The organism is Halohasta litchfieldiae (assembly GCF_002788215.1).
Lineage (GTDB): Archaea > Halobacteriota > Halobacteria > Halobacteriales > Haloferacaceae > Halohasta > Halohasta litchfieldiae.
Window position 1 is genome coordinate 559,040 of record NZ_CP024845.1, and the last position, 13,895, is coordinate 572,934.

Consider the following 13,895-nt stretch of genomic DNA (forward strand, 5'->3'; position numbering starts at 1 on the left):
GGTGTCGACTTTTAGAAAACGACTACTCAGTAGCGTCGCGAACCGGTCACTCCGAATCCTTGGCGTGGGCGACGATAACGGGTGAGTCGGCCTCTCGCTGGACGTGTTTTGTGGTTGAGCCAAAGACGAACCGTTCGAGCGGGCCGACCGTCGGCGCCCCCATGACAGTGAGATCGTAGTAACTCGACTGCTCGGTGATTGCCTCGGTTGCATCCGACGCTTCGTAGAGCCAGGTGTCGACGCGCTCGGCGTCCTCCTCGGAGATGGTGGCCAGCGCCGAGTTCAGTACGGTCTTCCCCCGGTCGTGGCTCTCGTCGTCGTCGGATTCGATCACGTGAAACAGGTCGACTGCGGCATCGTTGGCGCGGGCGACCGCAACCGCGGTTTCGACGGCCAACTGGCTGTGGTGGCCGCCCGCAATCGGGACCAGAATCGAGGCAATCCGGTCGGTGGTCCCCCGACCGTCGACGGTGAGGACATCAGTTTTCGAGGAAAGTCGCTCGGCGCAATCCGAGAACAGTTCGCCGATCAGATGCTGTTTGGCGTCCCGTTCGATAACGAGCGCCGAGGGCTTGTGCTGGCTGACCACCGGGTCAAGCGACAGTTCGGTTTCGACTGGTGACGTCTGCGAGCAGTGACCGTCACGATGGCTTTCGGGAAGCGAGTCTGGGTTGTCGGCCGTGTCAGCCACTTCAGCCTCGGCGCTGACAAGCAGGTCACACTCTCGGCTCGTGGCGAGTGCATGGGCGACCGACGCAGCGCGGCGATAGGTCGTCTCCTCGCTGATCGGACCGAGTAAACAGGGACCAATCCGCGGATACTCCTCTGTGATTGATCCGGTTTCGGATACGCCGATCATTAGTATACACCATCCTGTGTGCTGATGTGGTATAAAGAACAGTGATATTGGACTGAGTGGTATGTATCGCGTTATTTTTCGATGATACTTTCTTCGACCGCCTCACCGAAGTGTCGGGCCACGTCTTCGTAGTAGACCAGCATCTCGTCGCCGGGTTCGAGGTCGGTGACGGCTTTTCGACCCTCACTGGTTGCGACCTTGATCGTCTCGGCGTTCTGGAGCAGTGTCTCGATCCGGTCGCCGTCGACGTCGAGTTCGATCCGGAACATCGGTCGTTTTTCGATCTTCACGCGGCCGACAATCGCCTCGCGCGTGTTGCCCTCGGTGTCGACGACCTGGACCTCGTCGCCGCTTTTGAGTTCGGCGAGATACTTCGTACCGCCGTCGGGCGTGCGAACGTAGGCGTGGACCGCGCCGGCGTTGACTCTAAACGGTCGGGAGGCGACGTACGGCGACTGGGCGGTTTCGGCGTGGACAAAGAACAGCCCGCGGGACATCGAACCGATCAACATCCCCTCGTCGTGGTCCATCAGGCTTCCCGTGTCGATACAGACGCGGTCGGCCATTCCGGTTCGTTCGACCTCCAAGACTTCGCCGTACTGCAGATCGAGTGTTTCGCGCTCGGCGGCATCGCGGACTTCGACAGTCTCGCGGATCTCGTCGGGATTGTCTGTGTCGAGCAGGACGCCATCAGAGCCGATTTCGAGCGTTTCGAAGGCGGTCTGTGCCTCGGAGGCGGTTGTCACACCAGCCAAGAGATCGGTTTCCTCGCCAATTCGGGCGATCAGGTTTTCGAGGGGGATAATCGTCCAATCCTCGCCGATGACGATGGTGTAGTCGGCATCGAGGGCCGCGGCCTCGGCGAAGGCCTCGTAGTCCTGATCGAAGATCCGAACGTAGGCTCCCTGTGCCCGATCATCGCTGTGTCGAAGTGTCGTCAGATCAGCGGAGCCCGAGAAGTCGGAGGGGAGGTCGACTGTCCCGTCGCCCTCGCCGTCTTTGCCCACGAAGTAGGCATCGGCTACTGCGGTCTCGGTTTCGGCCTCGTCGACCATGTCGGCGTCCGAGCGGAATGCGGCGACGTTGATGTCGCCGAGCTCCCGGACGCGCCCCACGTCGTGTTCGTCGACGAGGATCCAGTCGACGCCCGCCTCGATTGCGGTGGTGATTCGTTGCTTGCGAGTCTCCCAGTCGCCGACCGTGTCGTCGGCCTTCAGCCAAACCGTTCGCGTCATTACCTGTTGGTCAAAGCCGGACGGCTTGAACGTGACGGAACGACAGTCTCGTCAGTAGCAAAATCAGGCTTCGACAGTAAGTCCGGCCGCAGCAAGTGCGTCCTCAGCGTCGTGGTCGTCGTGAACAATCGCTGCTACTGCACGCGTGATCGCCTCGGGATCTTCGTGTTGGAAGATCGACCGTCCCATCGAGACACCCGATGCACCGGCATCCATCGCCCCACGGACCATTTCGGCGGTTTCGAAGTCCGTCCCGCGGCTCCCGCCAGCGATGACGATTGGGAGGTTCGTCGAATCACAGACGTGCTGGAAGCTCTCGGCGTCACCGCTGTAGCCGGTTTTCACCACATCCGCGCCGAGTTCTTCGGCGAGTCGGACCGCATGACCGAGATACTCCGGCTCGTCGCCTTCGATGCCCGGTCCGCGAGCGTAGGCCATCGCGAGGACGGGGAGTCCGTAGCGGGCAGCCTCACTGGTGAGTTCGGCGAGATCTTCGATCTGCTTGGGCTCGTAGTTGGAGCCGACGTTGATATGGAACGAAACGGCGTCGGCACCTGCGCGGATCGCCTCCTCGATGTTGCAGGTGACGCGTTTGTCGTTTTCGTCGGGCCCAATCGAGGTCGAGGCGTTCATGTGGACGATATAGCCGCTCCCGTTTTTGTGCGGGTGGACGCGGTCGGCGACGCCCTTCTGGGTGAGGACGGCGTCAGCGCCGCCGCTCGTGATACTGTCGACCGTTCCTTCGAGATCTTTGAGGCCATTGACCGCCCCGAGTGTGATCCCGTGATCCATTGGGACGATCAGGTAGCGACCGTCTGTGGAGATGCGTTCGAGTCGTGCGCTGAGTCCTGCGGACATAGTTGTTGTGTCACTCTCTGTCAGTAGTGGGCTATGTAGCTTGCGACTCCGACACCGTCTCAGACGGTGTCAACGTCCGGCGACTGACGCGCCGCACCCTTGTGTGTGCCGTCTGCGAGTTCGCGAGCCTTCATTTCGAGTTGTGCGGCGGTCTCGTCGACCGGCCGGTCGGAGTCGGCTCCCTCCGCGACGATGTCGACTAAGGCAGAGCCGACGATAATTCCGTCGGCTCCATTGGCGACGATCCGCGCGGCTTGATCGCCCGAGGAGATCCCGAAGCCGACCGCTTTCGGGACGTCCCATTCGGAGAGCCGCGCTAAACTCTGGGAGGTCTGGTCCGAGACATCCGTTTTCGCGCCGGTCGTTCCGAGTCGCGCCTGTACGTAGACGTAGCCCGAAACGCGGTCCATCATCCCTTCGAGTCGCTCGCCTTCCGTGGTCGGAGCGACAATAAAGACCAGATCCAGTCCGTGTTTGTCACACGCCTCACGGAGCGGGTCAGCCTCCTCTGCCGGGAGATCAGGGACGACAAAGCCAGAAATCCCGACCTCGGCGGCCCGCTTGACAAAGGCTTCGGGACCGGCCTCACCGCCACGGGAGCGACCGTATTGGTAAATGAGGTTATAATATGTCATACAGACGAGTGGCACGTCGACATCCAACTCCTCGACGAACTCGAAAAACTTCGAGGGCGTCATCCCGCCTTTCAGTGCACGGACAATCGCATTCTGGATCGTCGGCCCCTCAGCGATGGGCTCCGAAAAGGGAAGCCCGAGTTCGATGATATCCGCGCCGCCCTCGGCGAGTGCCTCGACATACGCTTTGGAGGCCTCATACGATGGATCGCCAACTGCGAGATACGGAATAAAGGCGGGGCCGTCGGCAAACGCCGCGGCGATAGCCTCGTTTTCGGCCATTTAAATCCCCTCCGAGAACATCGACATATCCGGCGCATTCGGAATCTCGCGGGCTTCCGTTTCCTCAATGGCCGACTGCAGGTCTTTGTCGCCGCGTCCCGAGACGTTGATGACCACGCTGCCCGAAAGCTCCTCGTAGTTTTCTTCGAGATACCCAAAGGCGTGGGCAGTTTCGAGGGCCGGAATAATCCCCTCGGTTTGGGAAAGTCGGTGGAACCCTTCGAGTGCCGCGTCGTCGTCGACCGTGACGGGCGTCACGCGATCCGTATCAACCAGATACGCCAACTCCGGGCCGACGCCAGCGTAATCAAGCCCCGACGAAATGCTGTGAGACTCCATAATCTGGCCGTAGGTGTCTTGGAGAAGCTTCGTGCGCGCACCATGCAGCACGCCCTCGTCGCCGGTCGAAAGCGACGCGGAGTTCGGCGCGACGCCCTCTTCTTCGTCGACCGCGAGCGACGAGCCACCGGCCTCGACTGCATAGAGGTCGACCGACTCGTCGTCGACGAAGTTGGCAAACGTCCCCATCGTGTTCGAGCCGCCGCCCGCACACGCGATGACTGAGTCTGGTAGCCCACCGATCTTCTCGTGGGCCTGCTCGCGAGCCTCTTCGGAGATCACGGCCTGGAAGTCCCGAACCATCGCCGGGAACGGGTGGGGGCCGACGACCGATCCGATGACGTAGTGGGTCGTCTCGACGCTTGCGGCCCAGTCGCGCATCGTCTCCGAAATCGCTTCCTTGAGCGTGCCCCGGCCCGCCGTAACCGGTTTGACGTCCGAGCCGTTGAGCTTCATCCGGAACACGTTGGGTCGCTGGCGATTGATGTCGCGTTCGCCCATATAAATGGTACAGGGCATATCCAGATGCGCCGCGGCCATCGCGGTCGCGGTGCCGTGTTGGCCCGCGCCGGTCTCGGCGATGATCCGGTCTTTGCCCATATATTTGGCAAGGAGGACCTGCCCAAGGGCGTTGTTGAGTTTGTGTGCCCCACCGTGGAGCAAGTCCTCACGCTTGAGGTATACATCGAGATCGTAGCGCTCGGAGAGTCGGTCCGCGTGCTGGAGCGGGGTGGGTCGACCGCCGAAATCCGCCAGTCGCTGGCGGAACTCGTCCATGAACCCATCCTCATTCTCCAACACATACCGCTGGTAGGCATCCTCTAACTCCCCGATTGCGGGCATCAGTGCCTCGGGTACGTACTGTCCGCCGTAGTCGCCGAATTTGCCGTCAGTGCTCATTGTGTCTCACTTCGTGTAAACCGCTCAGTGTTCGTCTGTGGATCGCCATCCATGATGGCAGTTCCGATGAGCAGTCCATCGGCCCCTGCCTCACCCATTCGCTGCACGTCTTCGACCGTCGACACACCACTCTCCGCGATCAGCGTCACGTCGTCTGGAACCTGCGGAGCCAGTTCCTCGAACGTTGCGAGGTCGACTTCCAGTTGGCCGAGATCCCGGTTGTTGATCCCGATTATCGACGCGCCTGCGTCGACTGCCGCATCGAGTTCGTCCTCTGTGTGAACTTCGACGAGTGGCTGGAAGCCACGATCCTCGGCTGCCCGCAGCATGGGTTCGAGGTCGTCGCCGAGGAACCGCGCGATCAGGAGGATCACGTCGCTTTCGACGGCATCGAGGTGGGCCTCTCGCAGCAGGAAATCCTTGCGGAGGACTGGGACGTCGACCGCCGCCCGAATGCGTTCGAGGTTCTCGACTGAGCCGCCGAAATGGTCCGGTTCGGTGAGTACTGACAGTGCAGCGGCCCCACCCTCGACCATCGCTTTGGCGAGGTCGACCGGATCGTTCCTGTTGGTTCCCTCAGTCGTCGGACTGGTCGGTTTGACCTCCGCGATAATCGGCACGCGCCCCTCAGATTCGGCAGCCGCGAAGGCTTCGGGAAGGGACCGTGGGTCGATTGTGAGACGACCCTCGCCACCGTCTCGCTCGGCGGCCGAATCGAGAATTCCCCGGACTGCTGGTGCCAACTCATCCGCAGTATAGTTCATCTATGTACACTGATGTACGTATGTGTTCATAATACTTGCGCCCTGAGACAGAACCCTTGAAGGCACCCGGGGCGTGAGCAGAACTATGACTACCGCAGGCATCTTTGCACGACGGTTCGATGCTATCGATACCGTGGTGCAACTAGGAGTTGCAAGCGGTCGGGCGATCAACGTCTCGTTTCCGGAAGATATCCCGGAAGACGCTGAGACGGACCACGAACTGCTTGATGCGGTCGAGGCGTTTCTCGACGGCGACCCGACTGCGGTCAACGAGGCCGAGATCGGGCTGACGGTGCCGACCGACCAGCGAGCGGTGCTCGAAGCTCTCGACTCGGTATCACCGGGGTCGACGGTAACCGTCTCAGGACTCGCGCGGATCGCGGGACTCGATCCCAGCGACGAGGGGGATATCGCCACGGTTCGGGACGCGCTCCGCAACAACCCGCTGCCGATCTTTTTGCCGGATCACCGCGTTCGCGACGGGCAGGGCGCAACCCCACCACAGGTCGCCGCGGCGCTGCGTCGACTCGAAAACGACTCTTAGTCGTCGAGGTATCTCGACATCCCGAGTGCACCGAACAGGAAGAAGGCCGCCCCAACTGGGCCATCGAACTCGAAGGCAAACTGAAACTCGATACTGACGAGTGTACTCCCGAGGATCATACTGATCGCGGCGGCTGCGACGGTGAGATTTCGCTCGGGAATCCGAAACAGCGTCAGCGCGACGAAGGCAACGGTGCCACCGATAACCAAGGTCGGCACCAGCGGATGGCTCGCTCCGATATCCAAGATGACGAGAATACAGCCAACGGCGATCATCCCGGTCGCCACTAACAGCGGGATATCATCGGGGTCGACTGCGAACAGCCCCTCGGTATCCATGCCGCCGACAAAGACGTCATCCCTCTTGAATCTACGGTTCAAATTACCATTGCTGAGAGCCCTTTAGGCCATCTCCGGGCCTTCGTGGACGACGAACTCCGCAGCGTTGACAACGTAGTGCGCCACGATCACGACGACCAAACTCTCGGTGAGTACGAAGGCAGCCGCCAACCCGAGACTGAGCAGCCCGGTGACGACGATTCCCAGCCGACCCTGTGCACCATGGCCAAGCGCGAACGCGACCGAGGAGCCAACAGCAAGGAGCCACGGCGAGACTCCAAATCCGGCGTGGACGACGCCGATCAGTGCCCCCCGGAATAGCAGTTCCTCGAATCCCGCGATAATGGGGAGGACGACGACCAACAAAATCGCCCACCCGGCGGCCGTCTCCGGTGTGAGAGCCTCTCGAAGCGTGCTCGGCGTCGACAGTCCCTGCCAGCGGGCGACTCTACCCGCCGCCTCGTTGAGTCCGTACAACACGACGCCGACGGCGACGCCAGTACCGACTGCTCCGACTGTCAGGGTCTCCGAGGAGAGACCGAACGCTCGGGCCGGAACTTGGGTATACCACGCCATCGCAAGAAGCAGGACTCCGAACAGTCCCTGTGAAAAAACAACGTTCGCCAACAGCGCGGGCGTCGACAGTGGGGGTGCATCCGGCGTTCTGGTCGACTCGGCTGGTTGTGTGATCGGTGCTTCGTCGGCGTCGACTGACTCACCCTCGACATGAACTGGCTCCTCGGTGTCGAATCGATCCCGCTCGCTGTCGCTTGCGTCAGTCTCGGTATCAAATAGCGTCTCGTCGCTCACACCTCCGTCAACCTCATCTGTCACCTCGGGCGAGTCGGTCGACTTCGGTTCGGACAGTGCCGCCTCATCCAACTCAGTCGCCGAGGCACGTGCTAACACAAGTAGCAACACGAGAATAATACCGACAGCGCCGGAAAATGTTGCCCAGTCAGCCATACGGAGCGGCTGTTACTGCGGGCTTGGACTGGATGGACCGGCGACGTTCCCGTCTTGGAGCGCCGAGCCGGTAATGGATTTGAGCCGGGCGATCAGCGAATCCTTCTCGCCTTCGCCTTCGAGGGCGACTTCGAGGACTTCGCTGATGTGACTGACAGGGATGATCTCGATCATCTCTCTGTACTCGTCTTCGATCATCACGTCCTGTTCGTTCGCCTTCGGAATGATGACCGTCTTACAGCCGGCCTTGGCAGCGGCCTCGATCTTGTGGGTCACCCCACCGACCGGTAGCACGTCACCGCGAACCGACAGCGAGCCGGTCATCGCCAAATTCTGACTGACACCGACGTCTTCCAGCGCCGAGATGACCGCCGTCGCAACCGTAATCGACGCCGAATCGCCGTCGACACCGGACTGGCCGGTCTGGACGAACTGGATGTGAACGTCCTTCTCGGCGAGGTTCTGATCCGAGAACTTCTTGATGATTGCCGAGACGTTCTGCACGGATTCCTCGGCCATCTCCTTGAGTTGGCCGGTCGCGATGACTTGGCCGGGGCCCTGTGATGGCGTCACTTCGGCCATCACCGGGAGCATGATGCCGGAGTCCTCGCCCATCACGGCGAGGCCGTTGACACGGCCGACTTGGTAACCGTCCGAGACCTGCAACTCGTAGTCTTTGCGGCGCTCGATGAACTCGTCGGCCAACTGCTGTTCAATCGACCGTGAGCGTTCTTTGGCCTGCAGGACGTGGTCTCGCGTCGTGAACTCGGCGTCCTCGGCGCGTGCGATGTCGCCTGCGACACGCACCAGTCCACCGAGATCACGGAACTTGAGCGTGAGGTGGCCTTTTCGACCAGCACGCCGGCGAGCTTCGAGGATGATCTCCTCGATGGCTTCGTCGTCGAACTGCGGCAGTCGACCGTCGTTGGCGACCTCCTGGGCCACGAACCGGACGTACTTCCGGCGCATCTCGGGGGTGTCCTCGATGGTGTCCTCCATGTACACTTCGTAGCCGTACCCCTTGATCCGCGAGCGAAGCGCGGGGTGCATGTTCTCCATCGCATCGAGGTTCCCGGCGGCGATCATGATGAAGTCCGTCGGGACGGGCTCGGTCTGGACCATCGCACCCGAGGAGCGCTCGGACTGGCCCGTGATCGAGAACTCGCCCTCCTGAATCGCGGTCATCAGGTGCTGCTGGGAGCGAATGTCGAGGGTGTTGATCTCGTCGATGAACAGCACACCCTTGTTCGCCTTGTGGATGGCACCGGGCTCAACGCGGTCGTGGCTCGGTGTCTCCATCCCACCGGACTGGAAGGGGTCGTGTCGAACGTCGCCCAGCAGTGCGCCGGCGTGACCACCGGTTGCGTCGCGGAACGGCGCGGTGGTGGTATCGGAGTTGTTGACGAGCAAGTTCGGCACCATCGCGTCGCTGCCGCGGGATGCGTAGCGGAAGGCGAGATAGATGATCCCGGCTGCTAGGATGCCCAAGAGGATCTGGCCGGCGATGATGAGCGCGTAGCCCAACACGACGGCGATGATGATCCACATCAGGAAGGTCCGCATCTGGTTTCGCTTGCGGGCTTCTTCCTTGTGGGCGTCGACGATCTGTTCGCCTTTGCCGGCTGGCACAGTGCGAACTTTCGGCTTGTTGCCGTCGTCGGGATTGTGGTAGATCAGGACGTCCTGCAACTCCTCTTTGGGGAGGAGTTCGGTCATCGCCTTGGCCAGCATCGATTTGCCGGTCCCGGGCGAGCCGATCATCATCACGTGGCGGCGCTGTTTGGCCGCTTTGATGATGACGTCGCGGGCGTGTTCTTGACCGATGACCTGATCCACGAGTCGCTCGGGGATCGACACGTCCTCGGTCGAGTCGATCAGGAGGCCGCCCAGCAGGTCGTCTTTGTCGACATCGTCGGCGATTGGGGCGTCGACCTCGACATCGCTGCCGAGTTCCTCAATCGACGGTGGGTCATCGTCGTCGTTGGTCTCCGACGGTGTGTTCGCGCGTGACCGGGAGTCGCCGCCAGAAGGTCCTGACTCGAACAGTTCGTCGTCGGTCAGCACCGCTTCCGGTTGCGATGGCTCATCGTCCGCCGACTGCTGGTCGTCGACTGGGTCACCGGCCGACTCCTCGGTGAGTTGCTGCCCGTCGTCGTGCCCGTTGTCGACCGACTGGTCGTCGGTGGTGGACGGTTTCTCGTCGTTCACCCCTGAATCGGGGGGACCGTCGTCAGTGTCCGTATCGTTACTCATAGAGAACTCTTTCGCTGTCAGAAAAGACGAACTGGCGATTGATATACTTTCTCCCATTCACCAACACTGCCACTACACCATAATCACCGGATACAGACGCTCTCAATCCGTAATAACTGAATCGTGGAAACTCGCCGTATTTATAAATAGCGCCGTGGTATGAGGCGGTATGCGAGGGTTCTATATCGGTCGGTTTCAGCCCTATCACGACGGTCACCACCACATGGTCGAGGAGATCGCCGACCAAGTCGACGAACTCGTCCTCGGCATCGGGAGTGCGGGCGATTCCCACAGTCGACGGAACCCGTTTACAGCGGGCGAACGCGTGATGATGGTCACCAAATCGGTCGCCGAGTTCGATATACCGACCTACGTGGTGCCCATCGAGGACCTCGAACGTAACTCGGTGTGGGTGAGCCACGTCCAGAGCATGTCCCCAGCGTTCGATGTCGCCTTCTCCAACAATCCACTCGTGATTCGGCTGTTCGAGGAGGCTGGCGTCGAGGTCCGACAGTCACCGATGTTCCACCGCGAGGTGCTCGAAGGGACCGAACTCAGAGAGCGAATGATTGACGGCGGTGACTGGGAATCGCTGGTCCCCGATCCGGCCGCAGCGGTCATCAGAGAGTGTGGCGGCGACAAACGCATCCAGCAGGTCACCGATTCTGATGGGGCAACTCACACCGGTCGATGATTACACTCGCCTCCGATTTCGGATCGCCGTATCCCGCCGCGATGAAGGGCGTGATACTCTCGCGGACAGAGACAGAGTTGGTCGACATTAGTCACGACCTGCCGCGACAGGACCCGCGTCCGGCGGCCTTCTGGCTCCGCGAAACGGTTCCTTATTTTCCACCAGCCGTCCACCTCGCGGTGGTCGATCCGGGTGTCGGTACCGACCGACGAGCAATCGTGATCCGTGTTGGTGACCATGCGCTGGTCGCCCCCGATAACGGTCTGCTTCGGCCGGTCGTCCGTCGACTCGCCGAAGAGGCCGACTCACCGGTGATCTCGGCCTACGAAATCACGGTCGACGATCCGGCCTCGTCGACGTTCCACGGTCGGGACGTGTTTGCGCCGGCAGCCGCCGAGATCCACGAAATCGGCGTCGACCGACTCGCCGACCTCGACATGCTCTCGCCTATCGACCTCACGTCCTGCGTCGACCTCTCATTCCCCGAGCCAACCATCGAGGGCGAGATCATCCACGGCGAGGTCCTCGTTGTCGACGACTTCGGCAACGTGATTACGAACGTTCCGGGCGAGCTGCTCGCAGACGCCGAGCAAGCTACCGTTGCCGGTGTCACCGTGCCGTATGTCGACACGTTCGACCGCGTCGACGCCGGCGAGAAACTGCTTACGGTCGGGAGTCACGGCTACGTCGAGTGCGACGTGAATCAGGGCCGAGGTGACGAGGCGTTCGGACTCGCCGCCGGTGATGCTGTGCGGATCGTAGTCGACGGCACGACAGCCCCCGAGTAGCGACAGCAGCCGAGGGCGGCACGTTCTTTCGGCTGGCGACCCAAACGTGGGTATGCATGTCGTTGTCCTCGGTGCTGGCTACGCTGGTGTGACACTTACTCGCAAGCTCGAAGCCTCGTTGCCACCCGAAGCGACGCTCACACTCGTCGACGAAAGCGACACCCACCTCGTCCAACACGAGGTCCACCGCGTCATTCGGCGGCCTTCGATCACCGACACCATCGAGGTCCCATTGGAGTCGCTGTTTGATCGCGCCGAAATCGTCACTGGGCGTATCGAGGACGTCGACACCGACACCAATAGTGTGGTCCTCGACAGTGGCGAGACGCTTGAGTACGACTACGCCGGGCTCTGTCTGGGTGCCGAAACCGCCTTTTATGACCTGCCGGGGATCGAAGCCCACGGTGTGCCACTCAAGTCGGTCAGTGACGCCGAGAGGGTCCGACAGCAGGCCCTCGACGCCATCGACTCCGGCGAGCAGTCGACGTTCGTCGTCGGTGGCGCAGGCCTCTCAGGCGTCCAAGTCGCCGGAGAGTTGGCAACCCTCGCCGAGGAGGAAGACGCAGCCGACCGGATCGACGTAATCCTCCTCGAACAGTTGGCGTCGGTTGCCCCGGCGTTCCCCGAGGCATTTCAGCAGGCGGTTGCCGACGAACTCACTGAGCGAGACATCGAGATTCGAACTGAGACCGCGGTCAGCGAGGCCACCGAGTCGACCATCGAGACTCGCCACGAGTCGACTGGCGAGACACACTCAATCAACTCTAATCTCTTTGTCTGGACCGGCGGCATCGGCGGCTCGGCGGCGATGGCTGGCGATCGCCCGGTCGTCCAAAGTGACCTCCGGCTAACGAAGTCGACGTTCGCACTTGGCGATGCCGCGAAAATTGTCGACGCCGACGGCGAGGCGGTCCCGGCCAGCGCGTCGGCAGCGATTCGGTCGGCCAACGTGGCGGCGAAGAACATTTCCCAACTCGTAGAGTGGGAGCTATCGGACCGTGAGGGGTTCGAACCACGGCTAAAACAGTTCAGATTCGACGTGCCGGGCTGGATCGTCTCGGTCGGCGACGGTGCGATCGCACAGGTCGGCCCGAAGGTCGTGACCGGGACGGCAGCGAAGGCGCTGAAGGCCAGCGTCGGCGCGGGCTATCTGAGTTCGGTACGAGCCATTCGGCAGGCGACGGAGTTGGTGGGCGAGGAGCTCAACGCCTGAGAGCCGACCCGTAATCGCTTACCTTTATTTCCTGCATCGATGGTCAGTAAGCGACACATGACGATTATATAAGGGCCTTCACGATTCCAGATTGGTGAGAATTCGAGGTTATTTGATGTATATATACTCCGTTTGTACACCTGTAATGGCTACATCAGAGATACAACTCCGAAGCACTATCGGGGGATTCACCGCGACTGGTCGACTGCACACGCTGAGCGTCTGGTTCATTCTCGCGCTCAGACTCATGATCGGGATCGCCTTTTTCCAGAGCGGTCTCGACAAGGTGCTTTCGGGGGAGTTTAGCGCCTCGGGCTACCTGCTGAACGCCCCGGCATCCAACGGGAGCCCCGCAGCCGACCTGTTTGCCGCAATGGGGCAGACCACATGGTTCGTCGAGTTCGTGAACGTCGCCGTGCCGTGGGGTGAGGTCCTCATTGGTCTCGGCGTGATCCTCGGCGCATTCACCCGACTCGCCGCCTTCTGGGGCGCGTTCATGATGCTGTTGTTCTACCTCGGCAACTGGGACATTGCCCATGGGTACATCAACGGCGACTTCGCCTACATGCTCGTGTTCCTCTCGGTGGCCGCCTTCGGTGCGGGTCGCATCCTCGGCCTCGACACCTACATCGAGGCTTACGAGATCGGTGGCGAACCTCTCACCGAGCGCTATCCGTGGATGCGGTACTTCCTCGGCTGACCACGAACAATCCCACACTAATTTTTGAGGAGTCGACAAGCGACGGTGTTGTGGGCGATGAACTCAACGACTGAACAACGACTGAACAGAGTCGACTACTGTGTCTCTGGTTCGTAGCGATGGACGTCGTCGACTGAGGGCGCGCCGATGGCGAGCACCTCAACAGGGCTGTCTGCACCACTGGGATTGAACGCTCGGTGGGGATTTTCCGGTTCGACAATGAACAGGTCGCCCTCGTCGATGACGTACTCTTTGTCTGGCGTGTCGACGTGTAGTTCGCCCCGTATTACGTAGAAGGCTTCCTCCTGTTCGTCGTGGTAATGGTATTTAAGCGGAATCTGTTCGCCCGGTGCTGCAGTCACGTGATTGAGGCCAAGCGTGTCGAGGCCGAAAGTTCGCCCAATCGACCGAAACTCACCGTCGGCTCTGTCGGCTGGCTCAATGCTATCCGGATCTACGACGTGATAACTCATCCTAAGAGGTCTAATTGATTGTGGACATATATAGTTCAGCAGGCGGAATCCGGA

At 61.2% G+C, this 13,895-nt stretch carries 15 protein-coding genes; 5 read left to right on the forward strand and 10 right to left on the reverse strand.

The features are described 5' to 3' along the window. Positions 1-46 precede the first annotated feature (46 nt). The 6 genes from HALTADL_RS02795 to trpC all read right to left on the reverse strand — a co-directional run bounded on the left by HALTADL_RS02795 (position 47) and on the right by trpC (position 5,872). Positions 47-859: a universal stress protein gene (locus HALTADL_RS02795; RefSeq protein WP_089672576.1), complete on the reverse strand. Its 813-nt coding sequence runs from the start codon at positions 857-859 to the stop codon at positions 47-49. A 71-nt stretch (positions 860-930) separates the two neighbouring features. After that, a complete protein-coding gene (locus tag HALTADL_RS02800; protein WP_089672575.1) occupies positions 931-2,094 on the reverse strand; it encodes a 3-dehydroquinate synthase II in 1,164 nt (387 codons plus the stop codon). A 63-nt stretch (positions 2,095-2,157) separates the two neighbouring features. Then, entirely contained in the window at positions 2,158-2,952 is a 795-nt protein-coding gene (locus HALTADL_RS02805) for a 2-amino-3,7-dideoxy-D-threo-hept-6-ulosonate synthase (protein ID WP_089672574.1), read from the reverse strand. A gap of 59 nt (positions 2,953-3,011) precedes the next feature. Next, positions 3,012-3,869 carry a tryptophan synthase subunit alpha gene (gene trpA / locus HALTADL_RS02810; RefSeq protein WP_089672573.1) on the reverse strand — a complete coding sequence of 286 codons (858 nt, stop codon included), beginning with the start codon at positions 3,867-3,869 and terminating at the stop codon, positions 3,012-3,014. Then, positions 3,870-5,108 (reverse strand): tryptophan synthase subunit beta, encoded by a 1,239-nt coding sequence (trpB, locus tag HALTADL_RS02815; RefSeq protein ID WP_089672572.1) that lies wholly within the window; start codon positions 5,106-5,108, stop codon positions 3,870-3,872. Beyond that, positions 5,105-5,872 (reverse strand): indole-3-glycerol phosphate synthase, encoded by a 768-nt coding sequence (trpC, locus tag HALTADL_RS02820; protein WP_089672571.1) that lies wholly within the window; start codon positions 5,870-5,872, stop codon positions 5,105-5,107. Before trpC ends, trpB begins: the two co-directional genes overlap by 4 nt. 85 nt (positions 5,873-5,957) lie before the next feature. Here trpC and HALTADL_RS02825 point away from each other — a divergent pair, with 85 nt between their 5' ends. After that, a complete protein-coding gene (locus HALTADL_RS02825) occupies positions 5,958-6,416 on the forward strand; it encodes an MGMT family protein (RefSeq protein ID WP_089672570.1) in 459 nt (152 codons plus the stop codon). On the opposite strand, the gene HALTADL_RS02830 is transcribed toward HALTADL_RS02825, so the two are convergent. From HALTADL_RS02830 to lonB, 3 genes are all read right to left on the reverse strand, one after another. Next, complete coding sequence (locus HALTADL_RS02830) at positions 6,413-6,754, reverse strand: hypothetical protein (RefSeq protein WP_089672569.1); 342 nt, start codon at positions 6,752-6,754, stop codon at positions 6,413-6,415. The genes HALTADL_RS02825 and HALTADL_RS02830 overlap by 4 nt on opposite strands. A 63-nt stretch (positions 6,755-6,817) precedes the next feature. Next, positions 6,818-7,720, reverse strand: a complete 903-nt coding sequence (locus HALTADL_RS02835) for a CPBP family intramembrane glutamic endopeptidase (protein ID WP_089672568.1) — start codon at positions 7,718-7,720, stop codon at positions 6,818-6,820. A gap of 12 nt (positions 7,721-7,732) precedes the next feature. Next, positions 7,733-9,973, reverse strand: coding sequence for an ATP-dependent protease LonB (gene lonB / locus HALTADL_RS02840; protein WP_089672567.1), 2,241 nt, complete (start codon positions 9,971-9,973; stop codon positions 7,733-7,735). Positions 9,974-10,142: 169 nt separating this feature from the next. Here lonB and HALTADL_RS02845 point away from each other — a divergent pair, with 169 nt between their 5' ends. From HALTADL_RS02845 to HALTADL_RS02860, 4 genes are all read left to right on the forward strand, one after another. Then, a complete protein-coding gene (locus HALTADL_RS02845) occupies positions 10,143-10,667 on the forward strand; it encodes a nicotinamide-nucleotide adenylyltransferase (RefSeq protein ID WP_089672566.1) in 525 nt (174 codons plus the stop codon). Further along, positions 10,664-11,455, forward strand: a complete 792-nt coding sequence (locus HALTADL_RS02850; RefSeq protein WP_089672565.1) for an SAM hydrolase/SAM-dependent halogenase family protein — start codon at positions 10,664-10,666, stop codon at positions 11,453-11,455. Before HALTADL_RS02845 ends, HALTADL_RS02850 begins: the two co-directional genes overlap by 4 nt. A 52-nt stretch (positions 11,456-11,507) precedes the next feature. Next, positions 11,508-12,668: an NAD(P)/FAD-dependent oxidoreductase gene (locus tag HALTADL_RS02855; RefSeq protein ID WP_089672564.1), complete on the forward strand. Its 1,161-nt coding sequence runs from the start codon at positions 11,508-11,510 to the stop codon at positions 12,666-12,668. 145 nt (positions 12,669-12,813) lie between these two features. Next, positions 12,814-13,368 carry a DoxX family protein gene (locus HALTADL_RS02860; protein ID WP_089672563.1) on the forward strand — a complete coding sequence of 185 codons (555 nt, stop codon included), beginning with the start codon at positions 12,814-12,816 and terminating at the stop codon, positions 13,366-13,368. A 95-nt stretch (positions 13,369-13,463) separates the two neighbouring features. Here HALTADL_RS02860 and HALTADL_RS02865 read toward each other — a convergent pair whose 3' ends face one another. Further along, a complete protein-coding gene (locus tag HALTADL_RS02865) occupies positions 13,464-13,841 on the reverse strand; it encodes a cupin domain-containing protein (protein WP_089672562.1) in 378 nt (125 codons plus the stop codon). Positions 13,842-13,895 lie beyond the last annotated feature (54 nt).

What these genes read in the sequence shown, in the direction of transcription:
- HALTADL_RS02850 (WP_089672565.1), top strand. Translation starts at nt 10,664, where the DNA reads ATGATTACACTCGCCTCCGATTTCGGATCGCCGTATCCCGCCGCGATG.
- HALTADL_RS02805 (WP_089672574.1), bottom strand. Translation starts at nt 2,952, where the DNA reads ATGTCCGCAGGACTCAGCGCACGACTCGAACGCATCTCCACAGACGGT.
- HALTADL_RS02825 (WP_089672570.1), top strand. Translation starts at nt 5,958, where the DNA reads ATGACTACCGCAGGCATCTTTGCACGACGGTTCGATGCTATCGATACC.
- trpC (WP_089672571.1), bottom strand. Translation starts at nt 5,872, where the DNA reads ATGAACTATACTGCGGATGAGTTGGCACCAGCAGTCCGGGGAATTCTC.
- HALTADL_RS02830 (WP_089672569.1), bottom strand. Translation starts at nt 6,754, where the DNA reads ATGGATACCGAGGGGCTGTTCGCAGTCGACCCCGATGATATCCCGCTG.
- HALTADL_RS02855 (WP_089672564.1), top strand. Translation starts at nt 11,508, where the DNA reads ATGCATGTCGTTGTCCTCGGTGCTGGCTACGCTGGTGTGACACTTACT.
- trpA (WP_089672573.1), bottom strand. Translation starts at nt 3,869, where the DNA reads ATGGCCGAAAACGAGGCTATCGCCGCGGCGTTTGCCGACGGCCCCGCC.
- HALTADL_RS02860 (WP_089672563.1), top strand. Translation starts at nt 12,814, where the DNA reads ATGGCTACATCAGAGATACAACTCCGAAGCACTATCGGGGGATTCACC.
- HALTADL_RS02795 (WP_089672576.1), bottom strand. Translation starts at nt 859, where the DNA reads ATGATCGGCGTATCCGAAACCGGATCAATCACAGAGGAGTATCCGCGG.
- lonB (WP_089672567.1), bottom strand. Translation starts at nt 9,973, where the DNA reads ATGAGTAACGATACGGACACTGACGACGGTCCCCCCGATTCAGGGGTG.
- HALTADL_RS02800 (WP_089672575.1), bottom strand. Translation starts at nt 2,094, where the DNA reads ATGACGCGAACGGTTTGGCTGAAGGCCGACGACACGGTCGGCGACTGG.
- trpB (WP_089672572.1), bottom strand. Translation starts at nt 5,108, where the DNA reads ATGAGCACTGACGGCAAATTCGGCGACTACGGCGGACAGTACGTACCC.
- HALTADL_RS02835 (WP_089672568.1), bottom strand. Translation starts at nt 7,720, where the DNA reads ATGGCTGACTGGGCAACATTTTCCGGCGCTGTCGGTATTATTCTCGTG.
- HALTADL_RS02845 (WP_089672566.1), top strand. Translation starts at nt 10,143, where the DNA reads ATGCGAGGGTTCTATATCGGTCGGTTTCAGCCCTATCACGACGGTCAC.
- HALTADL_RS02865 (WP_089672562.1), bottom strand. Translation starts at nt 13,841, where the DNA reads ATGAGTTATCACGTCGTAGATCCGGATAGCATTGAGCCAGCCGACAGA.